Source organism: Spirochaetales bacterium (assembly GCA_016930085.1).
Classification (GTDB): Bacteria; Spirochaetota; Spirochaetia; order SZUA-6; family JAFGRV01; genus JAFGHO01.
In genome coordinates this window covers 171167-196065 of sequence record JAFGHO010000057.1, presented here as the reverse complement: position 1 = coordinate 196065, position 24899 = coordinate 171167, and the positions used below count along the sequence as shown (strand labels likewise).

The following is a 24899-nucleotide window of genomic DNA, read 5'->3' as shown; positions in this document are numbered from 1 at the left end:
CGGGGAATGCCGCTTCTGCGGGGAATGCCGCTTCTGCGGGGAATGCCGCTTCTGCGGGGAATGCCGCTATATGATTTTTATGTTGTTTTTACCTGGACAGTATACCATGGACGGCTTCCGGTTGTAAAGCCGGCAGTCTCAGAGGCATTAGTCCGTCAGCCGCCGTACCTTTTCCCTGCTCGAATTCATGGATAAAGGGCGTATTCCGATTCGGACAGATGTAAAACGATGTTTTTGTAAACGGAATAATTAATGCGGTGCGGATCATGCCGCCGCTTGACATATCGGTCTATTACGATAATTATGAAGAGATTCAAAGCGTTCCTGTTATTCCAAGGAGGAAATATGAGGGCTATTATTACTGTTGTCGGCAAGGATAAAGTCGGTATTATTGCGCGGATAAGCGGCGCCCTTGCCTCTGCCGGGGTCAATATTCTTGACATCAGCCAGACGATTCTTCAGGAATACTTTACCATGATGATGCTCGTCGATCTGTCCGGCATGAAAGGCAATATAGCCGGCCTCAGGGTAAACCTCGAACAATGCGCCGCTTCCATGGAATTATCCGTTACCCTTCAGCATGAGGAAGTATTCAAATCCATGCACAGAATCGATTGATATGAAGGAACACCGCCATGATCAATAAAAAAGAAGTGTTTGAAACGATCGCGATGATCCAGGATGAAAAACTCGATATCAGAACCATCACGATGGGTATTTCACTCAGGGATTGCGTCGATGCGAAAGCGGCCCGTTCTTGCAGGAAGATCTATGAGAAAATCATACGTCTCGCAAGCCTCCTTGTAAAAACAGGTGAAGACATCGCCTGTGAATACGGTATCCCCATTATCAACAAACGGATATCCGTTACCCCGATTTCCCTTGTCGCCGAATCTTCGAACGCGGAAAACTATGTCATGTTTGCCGAGACACTCGACCGTGCCGCGGGTGAAGTCGGCGTCAATTTTATCGGCGGATTTTCGGCCCTCGTGCACAAAGGATGTACGCCCGGGGACATGAAACTCATTTCCTCCATTCCCGAAGCCCTTGCACGGACGGCCCGTGTCTGTTCGTCCGTCAATATCGCAACGACAAGGGCCGGTATCAATATGGATGCCGTGGCGCTCATGGGCGGAATTATCAAAAAAACCGCTGCGCTTTCGAGAGAAAAAAACAGTATCGGCTGCGCGAAACTCGTTGTATTCGCAAATACACCGGAAGACAACCCCTTTATGGCCGGCGCATTTCACGGGATCGGTGAACCCGAATGTGTCATCAATGTCGGTGTGAGCGGTCCCGGAGCGGTCGCCGCGGCACTCAGGAAGGTAAAAGGCCGCCCGTTCGATATCGTTGCCGAAACGATCAAAAAAACGGCTTTCAAAATCACCCGCATGGGCCAGCTTGTCGCGACGGAGGCGTCGAGACGTCTCGGTGTTCCGTTCGGCATCGTCGATCTCTCACTCGCGCCGACACCCGCTATCGGCGACAGTGTCGCTCATATCATAGAAGAAATGGGAATCGAATCGTGCGGGGCGCCGGGGACAACGGCCGCTTTGGCCCTTCTCAACGACGCGGTAAAAAAGGGCGGCGTCATGGCTTCATCGCATGTTGGCGGGTTAAGCGGTTCATTCATTCCGGTAAGCGAGGATGCTGGTATGGTCGAGGCCGTCGGAAGGGGATCGCTTACGCTTGAAAAATGCGAGGCGTTGACCTGTGTCTGTTCGGTCGGTCTCGATATGATCGCCGTCCCCGGCACGACCCCCGCCGAAACGATTTCCGCCATTATCGCGGATGAAGCGGCCATCGGTGTGGTGAACGGGAAAACGACGGCGGTCCGGATTATCCCCGTTCACGGTAAAAAGGAAGGGGATATCGTCGAGTTCGGAGGGCTTTTAGGCCGGGCGATCGTCATGAAGACAAGCGATTTCAAAAGCGATCTCTTTATCCGGCGCGGCGGCCGGATCCCCGCACCGCTTCTGAGTCTGAGGAATTGATATGAGACCGAATATTGTGCTTGTCGGTATGCCGGGAGCCGGAAAAAGTACCATCGGCGTCCTCCTCGCAAAAGCCCTTTCACTCTCCTTTATCGACACCGATCTCCTTATCCAGCGAAAAATCATGATGTCCCTTCAGGAGTTCATCAATACACGCGGGATACTCGAATTTCTCGAAAAAGAAGAAGAGGTGATTTGTTCACTCGATATATCGGACCATGTCGTCGCGACAGGGGGAAGCGTCGTGTACAGGGAACGTTCAATGGGGAATCTTGCCGCCTCGGGAAGCATCGTGTATCTCGATGTCCCCCTCCCGGTTTTAAGGCGGCGGCTAAAAAATATCAGGACCCGGGGAATCGTCATGGAAACAGGCGAGTCAATATCATCGATATATGAAAAACGGCGGATATTATACGAAACCTACGCAAACAACATCGTCCGCTGTAAAAATAAAGATATGGAAGCTATCGTGGAAGAAATAGCAAAAAATATAAATCCGGGGTATCTATGAAAAAACAATCCATCCCGAAAAGGCCCGCGGGCTTATCAATGACGGGAACCTTCCTCCTGTAACAAGCGCTTTTGAACGGGCGCGTAATTTCCATACAAATGGAAAGCGTGACCGTTATGCCGTTTTCCGTGTTGTATTTACATAGAAAATAGGATATATTTAAATCGTACGTTCACATCCATCGTCGCAGCCCCGCTGTGATGCATTATCGAATGCAAGGAGGCAATTATGATAAAAATAAACGGAATTATCGGGTTTGGTATCCTTTTCCTCCTTATCGGGCTCTGTATCGGCTCGACATTCCTGTTTCAAAACCAGGAAAAACGATACGGAGAACTCGTTGTTTCCGTTTCTCCGGGAAAAGACGCTTCATCCGTACAAAAGATAGCCGGGAAGTACGGCTTTTCTTTCAGTGAACACGTCTTTTCATTCAAGAACTCCAATGTGTTCTCGAAAAAACACCGCCTCCTAAAGGTTTCAAAATATGATATCCAGCCGGAAGAACTCAATTCCCTGATAGGCAGTCTTCGACAATTACAGTCCTCCGATATCGTCCAGTCCATAGAACCGAATTACCGGATGAAAACCTCGAGTAATGATCCCCTGTTCGCCAGACAGTGGAATCTGAAGCAGTTTTCCATGGAAGAAGTCTGGAAAAAGGGGACCGGAAATGGGGTCGTTGTCGCCGTTATCGATACGGGGGTATCGAAAAAACTCGGGGACCTTTCTCCTTCACGTCTTTTCCGGGGATATAATTTCATCACCAACTCCTCCGATTTTGAAGACGATCACGGACACGGGAGTCATGTCGCCGGAACGATCGGCCAGGACACCAACAATGGCCGCGGTGTGGCGGGAATCGCATGGGAAGCAAAAATAATGCCCCTCAAAGTACTCAGTAAAAGCGGATACGGGAGTACGGTCGATATCGCGGAAGCGATCGTGTATGCGGTGGATAACGGGGCAAATATCATCAATATGAGTCTTGGAGGAGGCGGATTCTCTCAGATACTTTCCGACGCCTGCCGGTACGCCTGGGACAAAAACGTGATCGTTGTCGCATCGGCGGGAAACGAAAGTTCCGGCTATTCCGGATATCCCGGCCGCTACGAAACCGTTATTTCCGTTGCCGCGTCCGGGCCGGATTACGAGCTTGCACGTTATTCCAACTATGGAACCGGTGTGGACGTGATCGCACCCGGCGGTAATATTTCCAAGGAAGCGGGCGCCGGCATTCTCCAGAATGGTCCCGCCTTTCTTTCCAGAAACTATAAAAACTATGAAAAAGACAGGGACGATTACTTCTACTATTTCCAGGGAACTAGTATGGCTTCTCCCCATGTTGCCGGTATTTGCGCGATCCTCTATCAGTCCGGAGTCAGGACCCCGAAAGAAATGAGGGACATACTCGTAAGAAGTTCCGACCGCAGGATCGCCGACCTCCCGTTTATCAATCCACTGAACGCCGTTAACCGAAAAACGCCGTCCCCTCCCGGTAAATCGAAACAGCCGCTCGTTCCCGACAAACCGTATTACAATACCGGGCCGATTACCACATCCACACTGACATCGGTGCTGACCTTGATCATCGCACTGTTCATGTTTCTCGTTTTTGACAGGACGCGAAAGAAAATCGACACGATTGACAACCTTCACGTGCCCCTTACCTATGTGGGGCTTATATTGGGGGCGAACGGTCTTGCTATGATCGGATATTTTCTGCAGAACATCTTTCCCTTCACCATCCTGCCGGAACGTTTTACCGGACTCATTTTCAATTCAATACTCGATTACGACAGGGTACTGTTTTTCCTCTCAAAGCCTTCGATCCTCTGGCATAATATACTGATTCCCGTTCTCTTTACCGTTCTTCTCAATTTCAGGGACGACGTCAAACGCCGTTTCTCCGTCGGTCTCATTTGCGGATTTGCCGCGAAACTGGTTGCAGACGGTATCCTGCTTCAGGAATTGAGTCCGCTTCCCGACGGTGCAGCCGCCATGATCTTTCTGGTCGCAAACGGGCTTCTCGCATTCATACTCCCGTATATACTGGTGAAAAAATGAAACGTATCGCGGTCAGGTATCATGAAAATACCGGAGAAGAGGAAATAGAAAAAATAGAGAAGGATTTTCACCTGAAACGGATCAAGCGTATACCGGTATTACGGATATATTCATATAAAGCATCGGAGGATGTCAAAAACCGCCTGAAAACGCACCCCTCCGTCCGGTATGTCGAGGATGAGCAGAAGATGAAGGCCGATGGCAAGGCATGATAAAAAACCGTCCTAAAACCGCATCATCATACTCAGCGTTACGGTTATTCCGTCCAGACTGAAAAGTGGATTCCCTTCGATAATGTCCGTATGGTATGCGCTGTCGGCAGAGACTTCTTTTCTCTCCACGGAAAGAAAGCCGTTATAAAAATTATAGCGGTAATCCGCTTTGAGGTTCATGGACAGAAACGGTGAAAACATGTAGCTTGCCCCGATGGTCGGTTTGACGAAGCAGTTGAGTGATGTCATCGTCAAAAGGATATCGTCGGAACCGGGCGGGGAAAGGCCGAGTGAGGCCGCATTTAATGAGGAGTACTGCCGTTCGTTAAAAAATATCATTGCCCCGGCCAAAGTATATGCTTCGAGTGTCACTCTGCCCAGAAAAAACCGTAATCCCAATCCCGTCGTCCCGTCGATAAACCATGTATTTTTTTCATACGGTGAAAATCCTCCCCCGAAATCAAGGGCAACGATAAAAGAATAACCGATTTCAACATCAAGCCAGAGTGAAAAATAAGGCCATACCTGATACTCCCTTTTATACGGAAAATCGCCGCCGGTTGCATAATAAAGGGAGCAAGCGCTGTAAACATCGAGACCTTCGACTGTATACATCCCCGCGCGCCCTTCAATATTCACATGCGCCCTGTTGCATGGTGTCGCGACCGCATTTTCATCCATTTTTCCCCAGATCACCTGTCCTATTGAATACATTGGTTCCGATTTTTTCACGCGTATAAAGACCTCATCCACCGTACCGCCGCCGATCAAAAACTCATCCCCCTCACCGATATCCCACTTGCGTCCTTTGTTGAGGTACACTATACCACCCGCTGCCTTCACGATCGTGGTATCGATATGAAAGACAGACGCTGTTGAAAGGAGGGTATAAAGATATGTACCGCAAGCCACCGCCGCACCGCTTCGCGTTTCCGCTTCAAGGATATTTTTCTTCGAACGCAATTCCCTTCGAATTTCCCGTTCCTGCTTGTCTTCCGCATCCTCATCATCATCGATATCAAGCAGGTTCTTTAATATATTACCGAGTGGGCTTCCCGCTTTATCACCGCGATCTTCACCTGCTTCCCGCCTGAAATCCCGCGAAATCTCATTCGTGTATTCAATGAGACGAGTATCTTTCATAACGACCTCACCTTTTCGCGTATCGAGAATGAATACCGTCACCGTAAATTGTGATGTCGAGCGCAAGGTGATCATCGTTTGAAAGATCCTTTTTTTGTTTCCTTCTTCGTCTTCATCAAGTATTTTGTTTTTTTCCCTTGACATATTCGATTCGGTTGAAAACCCTCCGACGTGCGGAATCAAAAGGTATTGTTCTTTCATGATGGTCTCACACATTTGTTCGGGAAACTCGTAAAAAAGTCTTTCATATTCATCACCCGGCATTCGCTCCCCGTTATCGGTGATGTCCCGATCACCCCCCCTTGCCTTCTCGAGGAGACCGGCAACCTCTTCACCAAATGTTTCCCTTATTTCCCGGATCGACATCTCTTTCACTGTCTCGAAAAAGTCCCGCCCGTCGCCTTTCTTTTCCGAAACGTGATCTCCATTGCACCGGGATACTGCTTCCGCAAGCCGTTTATTCTTCATATACGCACACAGGAGTGGAATACGGGAAGGGGAAAGTGTCAAGGACATATATGATTTTGTCTTGAAACGGCCGAGCCGTTCGATTCCATGCAGAAGATGATCGGATATATCGGTATAGAACGGTTCCGGGACACTCGGATCCTCATTACATATTCCCATAACAGCGACAGAAAACAATCCTGCCAGCCTGTTTTCGTCGATACCTTCGGGAAAATCGCAGTATAAAAAAAATGATTGAAATAACAGGACAATGACAATACAAAGCTTCATATCAGGTGGTACTCCTTTATTAATTGTTACTGCTTCAGAATCTACCACACCATGACCCTGATTTCAAACGTGCGAAAGAAAATCGTCTTCCTCGCATGAGCACCTCACCGGATATGTTTTTTCACTGGGCTTTCTCCACCTCCTTCTGCTAGTTGAGGCAACCGGTTGTTAGTATATTCCTGCATTATCCGGATTACAATCCTATTTCAAAGGCAAGGCCGGGCGAAAGGCCGGCGTAAAAAGCCTCGCCTTCATAAAGGAATGTTGCCTGGAAACAGAGGGCGAACGACACGGACGGACCGAAATATGATCCGACGGATGTATCGAGATAAACAACCGGAAACGGACGTATCGCAGGGACCTCCGCCGATTCCGGGGCGCCGAAAAACATGATGCCGCCCCCGGCACCGATTTCCGCACCGGCAAAAAGCGGTGCATTGAAATTGGTAAGAATCCTTGCCGAGGCTGCAACGGCCATGACATAGGTCGTCATTGTTTCCGCTAGATTAAGCCTTCCTGAAAGCACACTGCTTTGCAGGGTTCCACCGAAACCGATCACCGCCTGAGGAAAGACGATATTATAGATTCCCTCAGCCAGGAAGGAGTTTCCCGAAGTGACGACGGACCTGTGTTCGCTTACCGGTATATCCATATGGGCCCGGCACAAGACGGAAAGGTAATCGACTGTCTTTCTGTGTCCCGTCCGAAAGATGCCGGTTCCGTTATCCGGACCGATATGGAGGGCTTTCTCCTTTTTGACCGCCTTATAGAACTCGATTGTGTCGATATATATTTCTCCGGATTTCGTGATAGTACTATCGAGATGTATCTCGAAAGAATAAACCGCTTCACTGTTCCAACTTTTCTTTGTTCCCCACCGCTGATGCAGCTCAGAAAAGGATATCGAATACGGCAGCCAGTCGCCGGTGAGGGTGACCGGCCGCGAGCCGAAGTGGTTGAATTCCTTGCGTGTTTCATCCGTTCCAAAATGAACCCGGAACGCTCCGCTTCCCCGTGCATAAAACCGTATCCCCGAATATCCGCTTACATCCATTGATGCATAACCGGGCTGCAGACTCCACATGAATCCCGCATACGGTGTTGAAAAACCCGGCTTAAGGTCGTAGGTGAAATAAAGACAGTGTCCGGAATCATGTCCCGGTGAATAGTGACGATCGAAGGTGATCGTTGATTTTCCCTTATCGGGTAACTGCATCGCATCCGAATAGGGACCGCATGGGCCGCCCAGATTGTTGACATCCTTTCCGTTTTCCCCGTCATCGAGGGTGAGGGTATCGGTAATTTCATATTCTGTCTTTGCCATGGGAAAACCGGCAATGCATGGCAGGATTGCCAACAATATGATGGATATTATACGTAATAATCTATTCACATAGTTAATGATAGTCGTATTGTGTGCGGGTTGCAAGAATTAATTACATTTTATACGCCTCAGCCATTACCGCCAACCCCTTTCATTATGGATAAAAAATCGGTATATTAATGCCGGGTCATTATGAACGATAAAAAAACGGTGAAAGTATTGATAAAAGGCATTGTTCAGGGCGTGGGATTCAGACCCTTTGTCTTCAATCTCGCCGGAAAAATGGGAATAGGCGGTTATATACAGAACAATCCCCATGGTGTCGAGATTATTGCCTGCGGCAGCGGGGACAATGTCGATGAGTTTATCCGTGCGATCGAAACGGATCGTCCCCTTCAGGCGGTCATCGATACGATCGAAGTTTCCGCCCGCAAGAATAGTCGTCATTTCTCAGGGTTCACGATCAGGGAAAGCCGTTACTCCCAAACGAAATTCGCCCGTATTTCCCCTGATCTCACCGTGTGTGAGGCATGTATTCGTGAATTACTCGATCCCGGAAACAGACGATACGCCTATCCCTACATCAACTGCACCCAATGCGGCCCCCGCTATACAATTACCGCCGACATTCCCTATGACCGTGCACGAACCACCATGGCCCCCTTCACGATGTGTCCCGAATGCGCCTCAGAATATCGGGATCCCTCAAACAGGAGATTCCACGCGCAGCCGAATGCATGCCACGCCTGCGGGCCCCATCTTGCCCTCACCGACAACTGCGGACATGTTCTTCTTTCACCTTCCCGCGGAAAGGATTATGAAATATTTTTCTCTCACCTCGCTTCACTTCTCGAAGAAGGCCGGATCATTGCGATCAAGGGAATCGGGGGATACCATCTTGCCTGCGATGCAGGAAATGAGGCGGCGGTTACCGAACTCAGAAAACGGAAATTCAGGCAGGATAAACCGTTCGCGGTCATGGTAAGCGATCTCGAACAGACAGCCGCGTACGCCGTACTTTCACCGGAAGAAGGCATGAGAATGTCGAAGCAGGACCGGCCCATCCTCCTTCTTGAAAGAAAAAGCGGAACGCGTCTCGCCCGGCAGATCGCCCCCGCAAGCAGGCTGATCGGTATCATGCTTCCCTATACCCCGATACATCACCTTCTCTTCCGGTATTTTTCCGCCCCCCTCGTCATGACCTCCGCAAATATATCCGAGGAGCCGATCGCCCATACGAACGAGGATGCGTTCCTGCGGCTTTCCGATATTGCCGATTATTTTGTTACCGGTAACCGTGATATCCTCATTCGCTGTGACGATTCGGTTATCCGGCTGTGGCGGGGAAACGACTACCCCTTTCGCAGATCCAGAGGGGCCGTACCCACCCCCCTCCGCATCAATGGGTATTTCAACCCCCATGTTCTTGCCGTCGGGGCGGAACAGAAGAATACCATATGCTTCGGAAAAGAGAACCAGGCGATTATCTCCCATCATATCGGTGACCTCATAGAAACCCGGACATACGCATCGTTTCTTCAGGCCATCGGCCATCTGAAAGCAATGTTCGACTGCACCCCCGGGATCGTCGCGCACGACCTCCACCCCTCTTATATAAGTACGGCATTTGTCCGCAACCCCCCGCTTGAATTCGCTTACCTCACCGGCATACCCCGCATCGCAGTCCAGCACCATCACGCCCATATCGCAAGCTGCATGGCGGATAATGAGATTACCGGTAACGTGATCGGTATCGCCCTGGACGGAACCGGCTTCGGGGCCGATGAGACGATCTGGGGCGGGGAAGTGCTTGTTGCAGACGAAAAGGCATATGAACGCGTCGCGTCTTTCGAAGCTATCCCCCTTCCGGGGGGTGAAGCGGCAATAAAACGCCCGTGGCGTATGGCTCTTTCATACCTGTATGCCGTTTTCGGTGACGAATGCCTGGGCCATCTACCTTCATCATGGAAGACGATACCGGAACAGGAAATCGGTATCGCCTTATGGCAGATAAAGGAAGGAGTGAACAGTTTACCGACATCAAGCTGCGGCAGGCTTTTCGACGGGATTGCGGCCCTCACCGGCGTACGGCTTTTAGCCCGCTACGAAGGACAGGGCGCCGTCGAACTCGAACAACGGATCGGCAACGGCGACACACCGGCCTACCCCTTTCCCATTGTCGAAAAAAACGGTTTTTTTATTCTTTCATGGGGGGAGTGTATAACACGGGTGGCGGAAGATATCGCACATAAAAAACCGGTATCAGGGATAGCAGCCGCTTTTCATAACGGCCTGGTTGAACTTTTGTACGGGATATGCACCATCGTTTCCGAAAAAACCGGACTCCGCCGCGTTGCCTTAAGCGGCGGGTGTTTTATGAATATGTACCTGCTTCAAAAAACCCTCGATGTCCTTGAAGCGGGGGGCTTCCGTGTTTATAATCATTCCCGGGTTCCCTGCAATGACGGGGGAATATCACTTGGACAGGCGGTCATCGCAAATAATATAACAAGGGAGTAACGATATGTGTCTTGCAATACCAATGAAGCTTATAGAAAAAAAGAATAATGCCGGGAGGGTTTCCGCCGGCAATGTGATGTATGACGTCAATCTTGCCCTCGTCCCCGAAGCGGTAATCGGGGACTATCTCATCATCCACGCCGGATTCGCCATTGAAAGACTCGACCGCGCGGAAGCAAAAAAAACCCTCGATCTTTTCCGTGAAATCGACGAAATATCATCCGGCGACTCAGATAGCGGCCCCAAGGTTTCAGAAGCATGATACGTTACATCGACGAGTTCAGGCAGGCTAAAGCCGCCCGATATATCGCGCGCTCAATTGCAGACAGAATGGCCGGGATCAACAACGAGGTCCCGATCCGGCTCATGGAAGTATGCGGCGGTCATACGAACGCGATCTTCAAATTCGGCATCCGAAACCTTCTGCCTGAATCGATCGCACTGTTGAGCGGTCCCGGTTGTCCCGTATGTGTGACCCCGAACCGGTTTATCGATACGGCGATCGAGCTTGGCCGGCGTCCCGACTTCATCATCACCACATTCGGTGATATGATCAGGGTTCCCGGTTCCAGATCCAGCCTTCTTGAGGAACGGGCGTCGGGAAGTGATATTCGTATTTGTCTTTCGCCAACCGAGGCGCTTTCAATCGCTGAAGACAATCCGGGGAAAAACACCGTCTTCCTGGGAATCGGTTTTGAAACGACCGCCCCCTCTGTTGCCGTCTCGATAATCGAAGCACGGGAACGGGGTATCGCCGGATTTTCCGTCCTCTCCGCATTAAAAACAATGCCGGAAGCACTCTACGCCCTCCTCTCATCGGATGATCTCAATATAGACGGGCTTATCTGTCCCGGCCACGTCTCTTCAATCACCGGCACGGCGATCTATCGTCCGATCGCGGAAACGTTCGGCATCCCCTGTGTTGTTTCAGGATTTGAGCCGCCCGACATTCTTTCCACGATCGATATGATCGTTGCCCAGATCGCAGAAGGCCGTCATGACGTTGAAAACCAGTATACCCGTGCCGTCAGACCTGAAGGCAATAAAAGGGCACAGGATGTTATGCGCGCGGTATTTACGCCCTGCGATTCCCGATGGCGCGGCATTGGTACGATCCCGGGAAGCGGTCTTGCCGTCTCGGAGGAGTACAGGGAATTCGATGCCGAGTTTCTTTTCTCTCTCGAACTCCCCGAAGAGCGTGAAGTGCCCGGCTGTATCTGCGGCCATATAATGCGAGGCGCCAAAACGCCCCTCGAATGTCCTCTTTTTTCAACAGCCTGTACTCCGCAGGACCCGAAAGGGGCTTGTATGGTAAGCGCCGAAGGAACCTGTTCGGCATATTATCGATACGGGAATCGTTGAATAAAACATACGGAAACACACCGGTTGTCGAACGATATTTTTCCCCGGCACAGTGCGCGGCCGTACATTATCCGGAAAAATCCGATATTTCATTTTTCTCTCATTGACAAAATCAGCCGGCCGTTGTACGATGGTAAACCGGTTTAGTTATTGTGTATTTAAAGCCATATACATGCAAGGAGGAAAAAATGAAAAAAACAATTTTTTATTTCGGTATGCTTTTTACTCTCGCTTTGATATCGGGTTGTGTTTCAGGACCCGCACCTGTCGGGGAACTCTTCGAAGGATTCGAAGAAACACATTACTGGATTGCCGTCGGTAATTCGTGGAAAGACGGCGACAATTCATTGGCGGCATCCACAAGCGACAAAAATGCGACCCAGGGGAAGAAATCCCTCGAATGTACATTCAAGTTTCAGTCGAACAATAAAGGCGCGGCATTTTACGGTGAAGGATTCGAAAAATACGACTGGGCGGAGGCGATAAAGCTTCACGTCGATGCGGTCAATCCGACGGGAACGGAACTGACCATCGCCTTTGCCGTCTGCACGGGCGATGATTGGTACTGGATTGAATCCGACGCCTTCCCGCTGCCGGCAGGGAAAAACAAGGATATCATCTTTGATTTGACGTCGCAGGCATATAAACATGCGGCAACAGGATGGGAACTGACGGGCCGGTTGAACCATATGGATGATGTGAAACGCCTTATTTTCAAAATCAACGGCCCCGAGGGTCTTGAAGGTTCGGTCTATATCGACAACATTCGCCTCGAATAGCGACTTCCATCACGGGCAATACCGCTTCCTGAACGGTGAATGAAACATCGTTTCATTAGCGGGAGTTTGGCGAACCATTCAAAAACGGTGCCGGCGTTTCCGAACGTCCGGCACTTTTTTTATCAATCGGACGGAAGTTTTGTCCGGCACACGGTGCAATTCATCAGGTTAAAACGACACTGACGGCAAGAAGATCGCTGCAAAACCCCTTGCAATAAATCGTTTTGTCGTATATGAATGACCAGGTATCGCAGAAAAGTAATTTGAGCGGAGGATGAAAATGGAAATAAAAAAAGTTGAATATGCATCGTATAAAGAGTGTTATGAGGTTACGATCGGCGACAAGACATTGGTCATTACCACACTGTTCGGCCCCCGAATACTCCATTTTGGCTTTACCGGGAAGGAAAATATCCTTTATATCAATATGAACGAGGATCTTTCGAAACAGGACGAATTCATCTTCTACGGAGGACACCGCCTCTGGATCTCTCCCGAACGAATACAGACGGAACATCCGGACAATCACCCCTGTTCGGTAATAGAGGGCAAGGGAGAACTGACGGTAACCTCACGTGATCCCGTCCTCAACTTCGACAAATCGATTACGATCATCGACAGGCAGGGTCGCGTCGTTATCCGGCACCGGGTGACGAATCACGACGGCCATCTCTATGACGGCGCCCTTTGGGCGATCACCTGCGTCGTTCCGCAGGGGACGGCTTTTCTTCCCTGGCGCTCAAAAGGCGATTGGAAAACGAATAAAATCGTGTATTGGCAGCAATGGCTCGATCACGCCACCAATATCGGAAGTGAGCAATACAGTAAAACCCCCGATCTCTTTCTTATAAAACCGAACGGTGAAAAAGGAAAGGTAGGGACATCGGGTGACGAAGGCTTCATCGGTATCACCCACAATAACTACACGTTCATCAAGAAATTCGACCGGCTTCCCCTCACCTGCTACCCTGACGACAATTGCGCCATCCAATCCTTTCAATGCAGCGATTTCGTCGAACTTGAAACACTCGGCCCGCTTTTGACATTTACTCCCGGACTTACCTTCGAACATACCGAGGAATGGATTTTAACCGGTAAAGGGGTTGATCCCGGCAACGCGGATGAAATAAGGAAATTACTGTAATCGATCATGTCTCCTAAATTATGGGCACCTCTAGAAACCTTTTTTGCGGGTTTTTATAGGTGCCTTTATATTTTTACCCTTGAAAAATAATAATTCATAATGTATTGTTGCGGGATGGGAATCAAGGTAGTGAAAAAAATCGGTTCTCTCACATTGTACGTTGTGGATAACGAGGGGACGACACTCCTTCACTGGGTCGGAAAGAGTGTCGAGGTAAATCCGAACAATTCACTCAAACCGGTGCTTGATGAAATTTTTCCGGTTTTGGGTAAAAAGCTCATTATAACCTTTGGCAGACTCAAGAATATTAATTCCGCCACCGTGGTCCCGCTCATCAATTTCATAAAGAAACTGAATCAAAAGAAAATTTTTACCGTTATACATTATGTGAAAAGGATACCCTGGCAGATATCCGTTTTTAAAAGCATCAGTCCCCTCATCGATAAATTCGATCATATCATGCTAATGGATACATGAGATATCGCATATACACTCATCAGAAACCGGACCGCCCGGACATACGGCAAGGCCCGACAAGTACCTCCGGTATCCACGGCGGTCTTGCCGAAACCTGGCGGTGTCTTTAGAGAAACCTTTTATTAAGGTGACGCTGTGTTTCCGTCTTTGATCGGTATCGAATAATCGGTACGTTCGGGGGCATTGGGAATACGGAACGTGATGTTCGGAGGATCGGTGTATGAATATTCCGAACCCGGATTAAAAGAAAATGTGATCTTATACACACGCCCGGGTTCTATTTCATCGATAAGATAATTGACCGGTTTTTTGTTGATGACGACATCCTTTATTTCGAGGGGTTTTTCCCACCGGCTGTATATGTAGAACGTTCTCGATATTTCCGCCATTTCGAAATCGGAAGGGAACACGTAAAAGGCTTCGGGTTTGACATCGATCAGGGGCGGATAAAAATATGAATAATCGATGACAATCTCAGGTTTCTGCTTGAGATTTGTCTTTATGACCGCCTTTTGCTGTATGTATCCTTTATCAAAAGGCGGGCCGACGGTTATCTGAATCGAATACTGTTTATCCGGTTCAATGGTGACGGATCCTATCGTTGTTCGTTCCGGCGATGTCACTTCCCGAATCTGCATCGGGTCATTCGTTTTATTGATGAGGATGACCTCCCCTTTCAGTATTTTCGTAGTATCGTCGATTTCACCAAGTGCGAGTGTTTTCGGGTGGACTTCCACCGCGACCCGGATATATCCTTCAATCGTGATGACCTGCGGTTCGCCTTCATCGGCATTTGTTGCTATTTTTATCGTCTTTACCGTCTGCCCCTGCAGCCCCGATGTATCGAAAACCACAGGGATCGTCCCCCTTTTCCCCGGACCGACCTCCCTGTCATAATCACCGGTTACCATACATCCGCACGAAGGATAAATACCATTGATGACAAGGGATTCGCTTCCCGGATTTGTGAATTTGAATGTAACGGTGACATCCGTTCCCTCATCGACCTCTCCGAAATTATGTGCCGGCTTTTCGAACCTGATTGCCGGTCCCTCGATCGTATTCCCGGAACATCCGGTGAATAAAAAGAATGCCACGGCACTGGTAATTGCCGTAAAACAGACGGATATCATTTTGTTATGTTTCATCGCATTTATTCTCCTTCCGGCACGACATGGTTTTTACTATCGGTATAAAAGATAAATAAATTCATTTTTCGTTACAAGTAGTGATTTCACATAAAAGTACCATAAAAACCAGCCACATTAATACAATGCGTTCCCGTTTTTTATTACCGCAGGGAGTCATCTCAGATTCGAAGTAAAAATCAATTTTTTTTCATTCTTTTGTGTTCATACAGGTTCGTGTCCGCTTCATAAATGAGTTTTTCAAAATCCGCATCGACATCCGCCCTGAAAACGGAATAACCCATACTGATCGCGAGTTTATACGGTTTTTTAGATGTTCTGTTATAGGAGAGAATGTTATTCTGTAGATTGTTGGTGAGTTTTATGACATCCTCCTGGGTCGCATCGATGGCGATGATGGTAAACTCGTCTCCTCCGAATCGTGCGATGATATCCGCCTGTCTGAATGATTTTCTTAGTATCTCAGCTGCCTTGATAATTGAACCGTCTCCTTCACGGTGGCCGAATGTATCGTTGATTTTTTTTAATCCGTCCATATCCGCAAAAAAGAGAAGAAATATTCTTCCGGTGCGTTGTGCAAGTTTCATATATTGTTCACCGAGCGTGAGAAACGCTCTTCTGTTATAGAGTCCCGTCAATTCATCCCGCAATGAAAGACTTTGAAGTTCCTTGTTCGTACGTTCAAGCTGATCGAGTATTTTCTTTAGTTCTTCCTCCGTCTCAAGATGTTTCTGAAAAAGCAATGCGCTTTTTATGGCACTGCTTATCTGGCTTCGAAGTGTTTCATAAATGATTTCTTCCCGCGGTCCGAGTTCAAAAAGGATATATCCGAATTGATCGTCCCTGAAAAAAAGCGACATGCATATCAGGGTACGTCTTGTTCCTATTCGGAGCAGCCTGCCGGGCAGCAACGTCGCGGTGCGGAATGTCTTGTTCGGTACGCCTAAAATCATCCTGCGCTCTCTGTTAAACGCAAGCATGAGTTCGCTTGTCGCCGGTAATTTCCATTTTACCTCTGAAACATCGGCATCGTTCTGCTTGTAGAGCACGATATAACTGCTGTCGATGCCTATTTTGGGAAACTCGGAAGCAATCGCATTCATCAGCTCTTTCATATCGATCGTTGTAATAAGTGCCTGGCTGACTTCTCCAAGCAAACCGAAATCATACTCGAACTGAATACGTTTGTAATACAGTGAACGCATCATAATTTCGCGAACCCGTGTCCATGCCTGATGAAAGATAAGCTGGATCAACGATTCCCGCCTGAAGTCCTTGAGAAACGAACTTATATTGACCCTCATTTTCTCAAGAATATCCAGCCACATATTGAACTGTGTTCTGTTCATCGTCTTTTGAATGAGAATTTCATTGAGACAGCGGGTGAAGGAATCCGAACCGGTTCCCGAACGTAAATCGATAACGAGATTGTCGATAAGCTGTTTTATCCAGACTGTAAATCTTTCTTTTTCAATCTGTGAAATCTCGATTGTAGTGACAATCGTATTGAGTATCGAGGACCTCATTTTGCTCAGTGCTTCTTCGAGGGTTTTATATTTTTTCTTTTTATGTTTTCTTGTGAGTACCTCATTTGCGATAGAATCCGGGAAACATCCGCAGGATTCGCGTATGACCAATGTGGTGGGAAGACTGATACTGTCCGGGACGGTACTCCCCTCGATCATATCCAGCAATATCTTGATCGCAGTTTTCGCCTGTTCATAGAGGGGCTGTTTTACCGTGGTCAAAGGCGGTGTAATGTATGTCGCCTCGTCGATATCATCAAAACCGATAACCGCAATATCATGCGGAACCCTTATACCGCGTGCCTGCAATGCCTTGATTGCTCCAAGGGCGATACCGTCATTTGCGGCAACAATGGCGTCAAAACTCGCCTGCTTTTCATCAATGAGTATTTTAATCGCATTGAAACCCGTCGAAGGAACAAGATCTCCGGAAACGGTAAGTTCCTTGTCGAATGGTATTCCATACTCTTCCAGTACCTTGATAAAGGTAGCGAAACGCCGCTCCGCCTCCTGATGTGTTTCCGTCCCCCTGATAAAGGCAATCCGCCTGAATCCATGATCCTTGATGAGATGAGTGATGCCCTGCCGTATACCGCTTTCATTATCCACAAGCACACTCGGAATATTTGAAATTTCAAGGGCGATACTTACCATCGGAATCGGTCTGAATTGTTTTAAAAATTTCTCGAGTTCTTTCGTCGTCAGAAAATTGCCTAGATTCCCCGAGACAAGAACAAGGCCGTCGATATACCGCTTGTTCACGATATTATAGACGGTATTGTGCTGATAATCATATCCGTACGGCGACTGCGGGGGTTTGCCGACAAAAAGGATGAGATTGGTGTTATGTTCCTGTGCATAATCGACGACACCGGGCCATACACGCGCCTGATAACTTTCTTCCAGTCGTGGAATGAGAAGCCCGATGGTAGGACAGTTCTTTTGCATCGCGTCCTTTTTCATTTCCTAATATAGAATATCGGACAATTAATCTACCGCACGAAGAGACGGTATCAACCATTTCAGGGTGAACAGTTTACACGAAATCAGACGATTATACAAGGGACAATCGCCTTCCTTAATAAAGAGGTCAATATACATTTAAATAAAAAAATGATTTTTACACTTCCTCTTCTTTTTGACAGCCTGATAAATATTCTTGATGTTACCGGCCGGAAACGATATGATACGGCATAAAAGGAGAAACGGCAGTGGGAGATAAAAAGAAACAAAACAGCATCACATTGGCCCATGGGAACGGCGGCAGACTAACCCATCAACTTATCGACGATTTATTCATTTCCACTTTCGGCAATCCGATATTGAATCAGTTATCGGACGGGGCGGTTTTCACTTCCGGCAATGCGTCATTTGTTTTTACAACCGACGCATACGTCGTCCATCCCCTTTTTTTTCCCGGTGGTGATATAGGAACACTTGCCGTAAGCGGAACGGTCAATGATATTTCGGTCATGGGGGCGCAACCGCTTTTTTTGAGCGCCGCGTTTGTTATCGAGGAAGGGTTCTCCCTCACGTCCCTTTCTTCAATCGCGGCATCCATGCAAAAAACTGCAGGACATGCCGGTGTCTCCATCGTTACCGGTGATACAAAGGTTGTTGAAAAAGGCAAGGTCGACGGACTTTTTATCACAACTTCAGGTATCGGTATCGAAAAACCCGGAACCGTACTCCCAAAAGGTCGTCTTCAGGATGGTGATCTTGTTATCATCTCGGGGACCATTGGAGATCACGGTATCGCCGTTTTGACCGCAAGAGAAAATTTTCCGTTAACCACGCAATTGAAAAGTGATTGTGCGCCTTTAAACGGACTTATCGAAAGTATCCTTAAAGCCGTACCCCCCGGCACGATACGCCTCATGCGCGACCCGACACGCGGTGGGCTTGCAACAACCCTTAATGAGTTTGTAGAAAAAAGCTCTATTGATATTGAAATCGAAGAAGAACGTCTGCCTGTCAAAAACGAAGTAAAAGCGATCTGTGAGATGACCGGATATGATCCGCTTTATATCGCCAACGAGGGAAAGGTGGTCGTCGTTGCCGAAGCTGAAACAGGATCGATCATTCTCGACGTCATGAAGCGGCATCCCCTTGGAAAGGATGCATGTATAATCGGCAGATGCCGGAAAATGGGAAGCGGTGCCGGTACGGGAATGGGAAAGGTATTTCTCAAAACCACAATCGGCGGAGAACGTGTCGTCGATATGCTTCATGGAGATATGTTTCCACGGATCTGCTGAGAGCATGACGGATCGCATTACCGCTCCCTTGTTATCAGGGGGGCAACAAGTGAGACTATCTTTTCAAAAAAAAGGCCGCATCTTCATGCGGCCTTTCCTATTACAACATCGATTCGGTTTATTCCGACTAAATTTCTCTTAATCCGCCGCCGCCACTCTTTTTTCGACCTCTCGAACTTCCCTTTTTAGGTCCCCTTTTCCCGGCCGATTTCCTCACGGATCTGGTGGTCTTTTGTTCGATTTCTCCTCCGCTCGCCATCATATTGAGATAATCGTTTGATTCGCCTTTCTCGTATGACAATTCCGAGGAACCGGCGGCGAATGATTGCGCGATATCTTCTCTGACGGTCGATCGTCTTCGTGAGAATGAAGCAAATGCCGCATCCTGAAAGCCTTTTGAAACACCGTGGAGGAACTCGTTCAATACATTTGCCATACCGTCGAGTGTCGCCTTCTTTTTCTTGATCGATGTAATATCCACATCCAGCAGCAATCCGGGCTGTACGTGATACGGATTGATCATGTAATCGAACATCTGGAATTCACTCTCGAGGTATTGAAGCCTTTCTTCCATGACCCTTCGCTTTTTCGGATAACTGTACCCGTACATATCCGAAAGTTTCTTATTCATGAGCAGCAATCGCTTCTTCATTTTGGACTTTTCAAAGATATACGTCCTGTTCATCCGCTCGACATCGGTATCCGACGGTTTTATGAATGTAATCTCATCCCACATCTTATCGATATCTTCATAAAGCGGATCTCCGGTCTTTGCCTTGATCTTGTTCCTGATCTTGTTCTTTGTCTTCTTTGCAAGATCGTTAAAATCGACGATTCCCTTGAGGAACTTGGAATCCTCATAGATCATCTCCAGCACATCCCAGATATGCTGGACTTCGATTTCAAAAGATTTGATCTGGACATCGTATGCCCTTCTTTCTTCAATAAGCTGGGCATTATCATAGTATTTCATGCGGATATTAAAGCGCTCGTCCGGCAGGGCGTTCGAATTCGTATCCTCATACTCCCTGAGAATGAGTTCACGAGCGTTTTTCAAATTTTCGACATACTGATATCCCATTTTGGAAGTATCGAGGATCGAAGTGATCGAGTTGATCGCCGTATTGAATCCCCTGTTTCTGATATTTTCAATATCGATGATCTTCTTGAGATTTTCTCTGATATTCAGTGCGTCAAACTCTTCCGGCGGTATTTCGGCCCGAAGCCCTTCGACACGTTCCATGAGTTGCTTGCTGAACATGAAATAACGCTTTGATTTTGGATTTTCCTTATCGTCTCCCGTGTGCTCTTCGACCCTTCTCATTCTCTCAAAGATGACCTGGGCATCGGACATTTCCTCTTTTCCTTCGTCAACGAGTTCGTCCTTGTACTTTTCGATCTCCTTGTCGATCTTGTCGATAATATAGTTGGAGAGGAGGTCTTTGATGAGATATTCGACCGTTACCTGATAATGAAAAATCGGACTGATAAGCTCGGCATCCAAAATATTCACTGAAAGTTTGACGTCGGTAACTGTTTTCGGCTTATGAATATTGTCCTTGAACGCACATTTTACGATTGAATATGCATTTTCACCGCGGATAAAGGCACCCACATCGGTTTTTTGCCTCAAAATAGAGTTTGTCAGGTTTTCAAGGTCGTTCACGCCGCGCTGAATATGACCCTGGAGATGGCCGTACATATTGACAATCGATTTCTCGATTTCACCGGTATTGAATTTATCCATTCCACCGATCTGATCGAGCAATGCCGCGATTTCCCTGGGTGTATAACGGGCGAGAATCTTCATTTCTTCTTTATCAACGAAATTTCTCACCTTTTTGGCCATTTCGTCTTCTGTTGTGACAACATATCTATTAAACATATTCTGGTAATTCTGGTTGAAATAATTATAAAGTTTCTCCTTGAGCCCGCCCATAACATCGATCCGGTGCAGAACATCTTTCGGTAATTTTGAAATGACATGGTTCATCACCTTATCGACTTCTTCACTTAAAAGGAGATCAACTTCCGCCTGCTGATCCCTGAACTCCTGTGCCAGAGAGTTCCTTGAACCAACAGCACTCGGCTTTTCAGGATGAAACACATTTGGACTTTTTGGTAAATCAACTGCTGCCATATTTTACTCCTTATAAATTAATTCTTAAAATGATCATAATCATTATTCATAAAAAGTCAAGCAAAAAAAAATAAAAGTTGATTAAATTAATTACTTTGTATGATATCACCATTATCGTCATTTTACGGAGATACCCTGATCTCTTAACGCAAGATATAAAATAAAAATAAAACATGGACAACATACCATACGGCACCTTTTTCCCCGATGTCGAGCAGGATCATGCGGCGGCGGTCAAGAATATCGACATTGCCCCTCATCTATATACACGAGGCCATTTTCTCTCTTTAAATTGTTTATAAAATGATGTATATTCTTGGTACGATGACACCGTTTATAATAACCTCGACGCAACACCCAGTATTTCCGGATCACCTTGCACCCATCGATTACTCGGGACTGGTCGCTATCGGCGGAAAACTGACGGTCCCTGTCCTGATCGAGGCCTATTCAAAAGGTATTTTCCCCTGGTCCGGTGAAGATCCGATACCGTGGTATTCCCCTGATCCCCGTCTCATTCTCCTCCCCGACATGTTTCATGTCTCAAAGCGTCTCCGTCGAATTATTGCCGGTAAAAAGTATGAGGTAAAATTTGACATGGATTTCAGAGAGATTGTCTATAAATGCGCGACAATTAAAAGAAAACATCAAAACGGGACATGGATCAATGAACGCATCATCGACACCTATGAAGAACTTTTCGAAAAAAAAATCGGCCATTGCGTCGGTATCTATGAAGAATCGAGGCTTTGCGGCGGGCTTTACGGGCTCTCATTGGGAAAATGTTTTTTCGGCGAATCCATGTTTTCAGAAACACCGAACACCTCAAAACTTGCCCTTTACCATCTTTCGTGTTTCCTCAAAGGACAAAATTTTACTTTTATCGACTGCCAACAGGTCACCCCACACCTGATGAATCTCGGCGCCATTCCGGTTCCCCGGCTTATCTTCCTCCGCCTGCTCAAAGAATCAGGGATACACCATAACGTTCCCTCGCGATGGGAATATCCGTAAAACGACATACGAATGTCAAGCAGGGCGGCATATGTGCCGTGAAACCCGGTACATAACCGTGATAAAATGACCCGGAATAGGCCGTTATATACTTGACGCAAGCGATGCAAATACATATATTCTTAGAGAAAAACAGATAAGCAAAAGCAGAAGACCTCCGTTCATTGAGGTGACGGTCAATGAGGCGGTCTTTTCGGCTTCAATTGATATTTTATTAAAGGCAATGCCTTTTATTTTCCGGTATATTTTGTAAAAATACCGCCGCCTGAGGAGAATGACCTTTGCCGGTGTATTTTTACTTTGATATTCAATCCTATATGAGAGGTAAGCCGGGCTCTAACGATTATAAACAATTGGATAACAGAAGGATAATGTATATGGCAGATGCGTATGAAGAGAAAACGGATATCGAACAAACCCTCGTGCTTATCAAGCCCGATGGTATAAAACGGTCATTAACCGGAAATATTATTGCACTGCTGGCCCATCCGGATAACATCATCGTCGGGGCCAAACTGGTAAAAGTAAGCAGGGAACTGGCCATCGAACATTATATCAATTTGAAACATAAACCCTTTTTCGACGAACTGATCAATTATTTCGCCGGAGACGGGCATACGAACAGAATCTTTGCCCTTGTCTATGAAGGGAAAGACATTATACAACGGGTACGTGAACGTGCGGGTGCGACAAATCCCGAAGATGCTAAACCCGAGACAATCCGCGGCAAGTACGGAAGAATCCATTCAAAAACCGGCATATATGAGAATGTCATCCATTGTTCCGAAAACAAGGGAGAAGCGGAGCGTGAAATAAAGCTATGGTTCGAACCGGATGAAATCGTCTATGTCAGGTTTCCTGTCGAATTTGTCGAGCAGATCAGACGCGTCCTTCGATGGAAGGATTAAACGGGATTGCCCACTGTCAAGCACATAATGGCAGATGAAACGTTTGCTGTACCGGTATATTAATGTGTGAAAAAAGATAAAAATAATTGATAATCCCCGACGTATTCACCCTTTTTCACCTGCACCATTATCCCGAAAGCAGGGAGAGAACCCGGGGCGCAATATCGGTGATCGCATCGACATCTGTAAAAAATGCCGCTCCCCTGCCTGCCGCGAGAAACATTGCCGGATTCATCGTATGGTCCTTGCGAGAAGTATCCTCACAATTCCCGTGATCGCTGCATACAATGAGTGTTGTCTCTTCTCCCATCGTATCCAGTATCCCGTAAAAAAAGCCGTCGAGGCGTTCGCAGACACCGACGGCCGCTTCCAAATCCCCTTTATGGCCGGCGATATCAGGAAGAAAGCTTTCGAAAACGACACAATCATAATCCCTTGAGAAAGCCCCGCAATGACGGCCGGCTTCTTCGGGAGTGACGGCCGGCACATCCAAACCATATACGTTAAGGATTATTTCGTTTGTAATATCCCAGTATACCGCCCTCCCCGCGTTCAGGTCGGATACGGTGAGAAACGGTATACCGGCCGCCATGAAGGAGAGGGTGGTAACCGAATGTTCCCGTTTTCCCGCTTTTACCATTTCAAAATATGAGGGGGTATATGCGTTTGCAAAGATAGTCGAATATCCCGCTTTCTTTATGCGAAGGGGCAGCGAATGCCGGGCAATAAGGCGTTTGAGCGGCTGATTGGGAAATGCGGGGAAATGATACCCTATCATTGCCGGGGCATTGATTCCGGTAAACAGGGCCGTTTGTCCCGTCGCACTTTGTGGGATCCCCGGAACACCAAGGCAGGCATCGGTCCCTTTGAAAACCAGTGTTTCCGTACATCTCACCGATTCGTTCGTCAGCGGACCGCCGACGAGGCTTTTCAGACAGGGCATATCCGCCCGGGTAAAGGGATTCGACGGCGAATCACCGCAAAGCCCGACGCCGTCCAGAAAGACGAGGACTACACGCTGCCGCATGCCTCACTACCCATGATATCCAGGGCGCGTTTGAACTTGCTCATATTCGAGGGTCTGAACTGCCATCCGTTTTTCCAGAACATCTCCCTTAATTCCGCCTCGAGATCATCGATATCGTCGTTTCCGGCTTCGGCTTCGAGTTCATAAAAAATCGAATCGTTGATCGTCGTTTTATCAATTTCCAGTCTCCACGACTTCCATGGAATATATATCCGTTCGTTGCAGAATGAAAGAAACGGAACCACAAAGCGGTCCCCAAAGCGTTTGACGAGTTCCCGGCATGCGGTTTCCGGAATCGAAGCAAGATCGAATCCCGCAAGGAGTGCCGATGCCTTATGCCGGGAAATACCGCTTTCATATTCTATCCTTTTATAAACGGCATCAAGCAGTTTTTCCGGCCCCTTGGTCGTGAGATAGGCGTTTTCCGGTTCGATACGCAATCGAAGCACCCACTTCTTTTTAAGAAGGTACATTTTTACGGTATCGAAAAAATGGTTTTCCTGGAGAACCGGAACAGGTCTGTACGGCGACAGCTTCAGTATTTCCCTGTACATGAGGGCATCGAGAGAGCATTTAATTTCTATTTCTTCGTTAGTATGTGTATTCATGA

21 protein-coding genes are annotated in these 24899 nt (G+C 47.6%); 14 read left to right on the top strand and 7 right to left on the bottom strand.

Translation table 11 applies throughout. The features are described from left to right. Positions 1–345: 345 nt before the first annotated feature. The 5 genes from JW881_10110 (at position 346) to JW881_10090 (ending at position 4781) form a co-directional block, all read left to right on the top strand. Entirely contained in the window at positions 346–618 is a 273-nt protein-coding gene (locus tag JW881_10110; GenBank protein ID MBN1697854.1) for an ACT domain-containing protein, read from the top strand. A 20-nt stretch (positions 619–638) separates the two neighbouring features. Next, positions 639–1994, top strand: a complete 1356-nt coding sequence (locus tag JW881_10105; protein MBN1697853.1) for a PFL family protein — start codon at positions 639–641, stop codon at positions 1992–1994. 1 nt (position 1995) lies between these two features. Next, positions 1996–2505: a shikimate kinase gene (locus JW881_10100; GenBank protein MBN1697852.1), complete on the top strand. Its 510-nt coding sequence runs from the start codon at positions 1996–1998 to the stop codon at positions 2503–2505. 228 nt (positions 2506–2733) lie between these two features. Then, complete coding sequence (locus JW881_10095; protein MBN1697851.1) at positions 2734–4569, top strand: peptidase S8; 1836 nt, start codon at positions 2734–2736, stop codon at positions 4567–4569. Continuing rightward, positions 4566–4781 (top strand): hypothetical protein, encoded by a 216-nt coding sequence (locus JW881_10090; GenBank protein MBN1697850.1) that lies wholly within the window; start codon positions 4566–4568, stop codon positions 4779–4781. The genes JW881_10095 and JW881_10090 overlap by 4 nt, the downstream gene beginning before the upstream one ends. 12 nt (positions 4782–4793) lie before the next feature. Here the strand turns inward: JW881_10090 and JW881_10085 are convergent, their stop codons facing one another. Next, positions 4794–6662: a hypothetical protein gene (locus JW881_10085; protein ID MBN1697849.1), complete on the bottom strand. Its 1869-nt coding sequence runs from the start codon at positions 6660–6662 to the stop codon at positions 4794–4796. 193 nt (positions 6663–6855) lie between these two features. Then, a complete protein-coding gene (locus JW881_10080) occupies positions 6856–7986 on the bottom strand; it encodes a hypothetical protein (protein MBN1697848.1) in 1131 nt (376 codons plus the stop codon). A 192-nt stretch (positions 7987–8178) separates the two neighbouring features. On the opposite strand from JW881_10080, the gene hypF reads away from it, so the two are divergent. The 6 genes from hypF (at position 8179) to JW881_10050 (ending at position 14268) form a co-directional block, all read left to right on the top strand. Next, positions 8179–10506, top strand: coding sequence for a carbamoyltransferase HypF (gene hypF, locus JW881_10075; GenBank protein MBN1697847.1), 2328 nt, complete (start codon positions 8179–8181; stop codon positions 10504–10506). 4 nt (positions 10507–10510) lie between these two features. Next, positions 10511–10768 (top strand): HypC/HybG/HupF family hydrogenase formation chaperone, encoded by a 258-nt coding sequence (locus JW881_10070; GenBank protein MBN1697846.1) that lies wholly within the window; start codon positions 10511–10513, stop codon positions 10766–10768. Beyond that, positions 10765–11868: a hydrogenase formation protein HypD gene (gene hypD, locus JW881_10065; GenBank protein ID MBN1697845.1), complete on the top strand. Its 1104-nt coding sequence runs from the start codon at positions 10765–10767 to the stop codon at positions 11866–11868. Before JW881_10070 ends, hypD begins: the two co-directional genes overlap by 4 nt. Positions 11869–12056: 188 nt before the next feature. Next, the gene (locus JW881_10060; protein ID MBN1697844.1) at positions 12057–12647 is read left to right on the top strand and encodes a hypothetical protein; all 591 of its coding nucleotides are present in this window, start codon (positions 12057–12059) and stop codon (positions 12645–12647) included. A gap of 280 nt (positions 12648–12927) precedes the next feature. Beyond that, entirely contained in the window at positions 12928–13791 is an 864-nt protein-coding gene (locus JW881_10055) for a hypothetical protein (GenBank protein ID MBN1697843.1), read from the top strand. 114 nt (positions 13792–13905) lie between these two features. Beyond that, positions 13906–14268, top strand: coding sequence for a hypothetical protein (locus tag JW881_10050; GenBank protein ID MBN1697842.1), 363 nt, complete (start codon positions 13906–13908; stop codon positions 14266–14268). Positions 14269–14390: 122 nt separating this feature from the next. Here JW881_10050 and JW881_10045 read toward each other — a convergent pair whose 3' ends face one another. Next, positions 14391–15416: a DUF1573 domain-containing protein gene (locus JW881_10045; GenBank protein ID MBN1697841.1), complete on the bottom strand. Its 1026-nt coding sequence runs from the start codon at positions 15414–15416 to the stop codon at positions 14391–14393. Between the two features lie 179 nt (positions 15417–15595). After that, entirely contained in the window at positions 15596–17890 is a 2295-nt protein-coding gene (locus tag JW881_10040; protein MBN1697840.1) for a GGDEF domain-containing protein, read from the bottom strand. 263 nt (positions 17891–18153) lie between these two features. On the opposite strand from JW881_10040, the gene hypE reads away from it, so the two are divergent. Continuing rightward, positions 18154–19200 carry a hydrogenase expression/formation protein HypE gene (gene hypE / locus JW881_10035; GenBank protein ID MBN1697839.1) on the top strand — a complete coding sequence of 349 codons (1047 nt, stop codon included), beginning with the start codon at positions 18154–18156 and terminating at the stop codon, positions 19198–19200. 127 nt (positions 19201–19327) lie between these two features. Here the strand turns inward: hypE and JW881_10030 are convergent, their stop codons facing one another. Further along, the gene (locus JW881_10030) at positions 19328–21340 is read right to left on the bottom strand and encodes a cytochrome C oxidase subunit II (GenBank protein ID MBN1697838.1); all 2013 of its coding nucleotides are present in this window, start codon (positions 21338–21340) and stop codon (positions 19328–19330) included. A 303-nt stretch (positions 21341–21643) separates the two neighbouring features. Between JW881_10030 and JW881_10025 the strand changes: the two genes are divergently transcribed. Continuing rightward, complete coding sequence (locus tag JW881_10025; GenBank protein ID MBN1697837.1) at positions 21644–22354, top strand: leucyl/phenylalanyl-tRNA--protein transferase; 711 nt, start codon at positions 21644–21646, stop codon at positions 22352–22354. A gap of 377 nt (positions 22355–22731) precedes the next feature. Further along, positions 22732–23262, top strand: a complete 531-nt coding sequence (locus JW881_10020) for a nucleoside-diphosphate kinase (GenBank protein ID MBN1697836.1) — start codon at positions 22732–22734, stop codon at positions 23260–23262. A 127-nt stretch (positions 23263–23389) separates the two neighbouring features. On the opposite strand, the gene JW881_10015 is transcribed toward JW881_10020, so the two are convergent. Both JW881_10015 and JW881_10010 read right to left on the bottom strand, forming a co-directional pair. Then, entirely contained in the window at positions 23390–24289 is a 900-nt protein-coding gene (locus JW881_10015; protein ID MBN1697835.1) for a hypothetical protein, read from the bottom strand. Further along, a complete protein-coding gene (locus tag JW881_10010; protein ID MBN1697834.1) occupies positions 24274–24897 on the bottom strand; it encodes a CYTH domain-containing protein in 624 nt (207 codons plus the stop codon). Before JW881_10010 ends, JW881_10015 begins: the two co-directional genes overlap by 16 nt. Positions 24898–24899: the final 2 nt, after the last annotated feature.

Excerpts from the sequence above, each read along its gene's own strand:
- JW881_10110 (MBN1697854.1), top strand. The coding sequence starts at position 346 with ATGAGGGCTATTATTACTGTTGTCGGCAAGGATAAAGTCGGTATTATT.
- JW881_10100 (MBN1697852.1), top strand. The coding sequence starts at position 1,996 with ATGAGACCGAATATTGTGCTTGTCGGTATGCCGGGAGCCGGAAAAAGT.
- JW881_10095 (MBN1697851.1), top strand. The coding sequence starts at position 2,734 with ATGATAAAAATAAACGGAATTATCGGGTTTGGTATCCTTTTCCTCCTT.
- JW881_10090 (MBN1697850.1), top strand. The coding sequence starts at position 4,566 with ATGAAACGTATCGCGGTCAGGTATCATGAAAATACCGGAGAAGAGGAA.
- JW881_10085 (MBN1697849.1), bottom strand. The coding sequence starts at position 6,662 with ATGAAGCTTTGTATTGTCATTGTCCTGTTATTTCAATCATTTTTTTTA.
- JW881_10080 (MBN1697848.1), bottom strand. The coding sequence starts at position 7,986 with ATGGCAAAGACAGAATATGAAATTACCGATACCCTCACCCTCGATGAC.
- hypF (MBN1697847.1), top strand. The coding sequence starts at position 8,179 with ATGAACGATAAAAAAACGGTGAAAGTATTGATAAAAGGCATTGTTCAG.
- JW881_10070 (MBN1697846.1), top strand. The coding sequence starts at position 10,511 with ATGTGTCTTGCAATACCAATGAAGCTTATAGAAAAAAAGAATAATGCC.
- hypD (MBN1697845.1), top strand. The coding sequence starts at position 10,765 with ATGATACGTTACATCGACGAGTTCAGGCAGGCTAAAGCCGCCCGATAT.
- JW881_10060 (MBN1697844.1), top strand. The coding sequence starts at position 12,057 with ATGAAAAAAACAATTTTTTATTTCGGTATGCTTTTTACTCTCGCTTTG.
- JW881_10055 (MBN1697843.1), top strand. The coding sequence starts at position 12,928 with ATGGAAATAAAAAAAGTTGAATATGCATCGTATAAAGAGTGTTATGAG.
- JW881_10050 (MBN1697842.1), top strand. The coding sequence starts at position 13,906 with ATGGGAATCAAGGTAGTGAAAAAAATCGGTTCTCTCACATTGTACGTT.
- JW881_10045 (MBN1697841.1), bottom strand. The coding sequence starts at position 15,416 with ATGAAACATAACAAAATGATATCCGTCTGTTTTACGGCAATTACCAGT.
- JW881_10040 (MBN1697840.1), bottom strand. The coding sequence starts at position 17,890 with ATGCAAAAGAACTGTCCTACCATCGGGCTTCTCATTCCACGACTGGAA.
- JW881_10030 (MBN1697838.1), bottom strand. The coding sequence starts at position 21,340 with ATGGCAGCAGTTGATTTACCAAAAAGTCCAAATGTGTTTCATCCTGAA.
- JW881_10025 (MBN1697837.1), top strand. The coding sequence starts at position 21,644 with ATGATGTATATTCTTGGTACGATGACACCGTTTATAATAACCTCGACG.
- JW881_10020 (MBN1697836.1), top strand. The coding sequence starts at position 22,732 with ATGGCAGATGCGTATGAAGAGAAAACGGATATCGAACAAACCCTCGTG.
- JW881_10015 (MBN1697835.1), bottom strand. The coding sequence starts at position 24,289 with ATGCGGCAGCGTGTAGTCCTCGTCTTTCTGGACGGCGTCGGGCTTTGC.
- JW881_10010 (MBN1697834.1), bottom strand. The coding sequence starts at position 24,897 with ATGAATACACATACTAACGAAGAAATAGAAATTAAATGCTCTCTCGAT.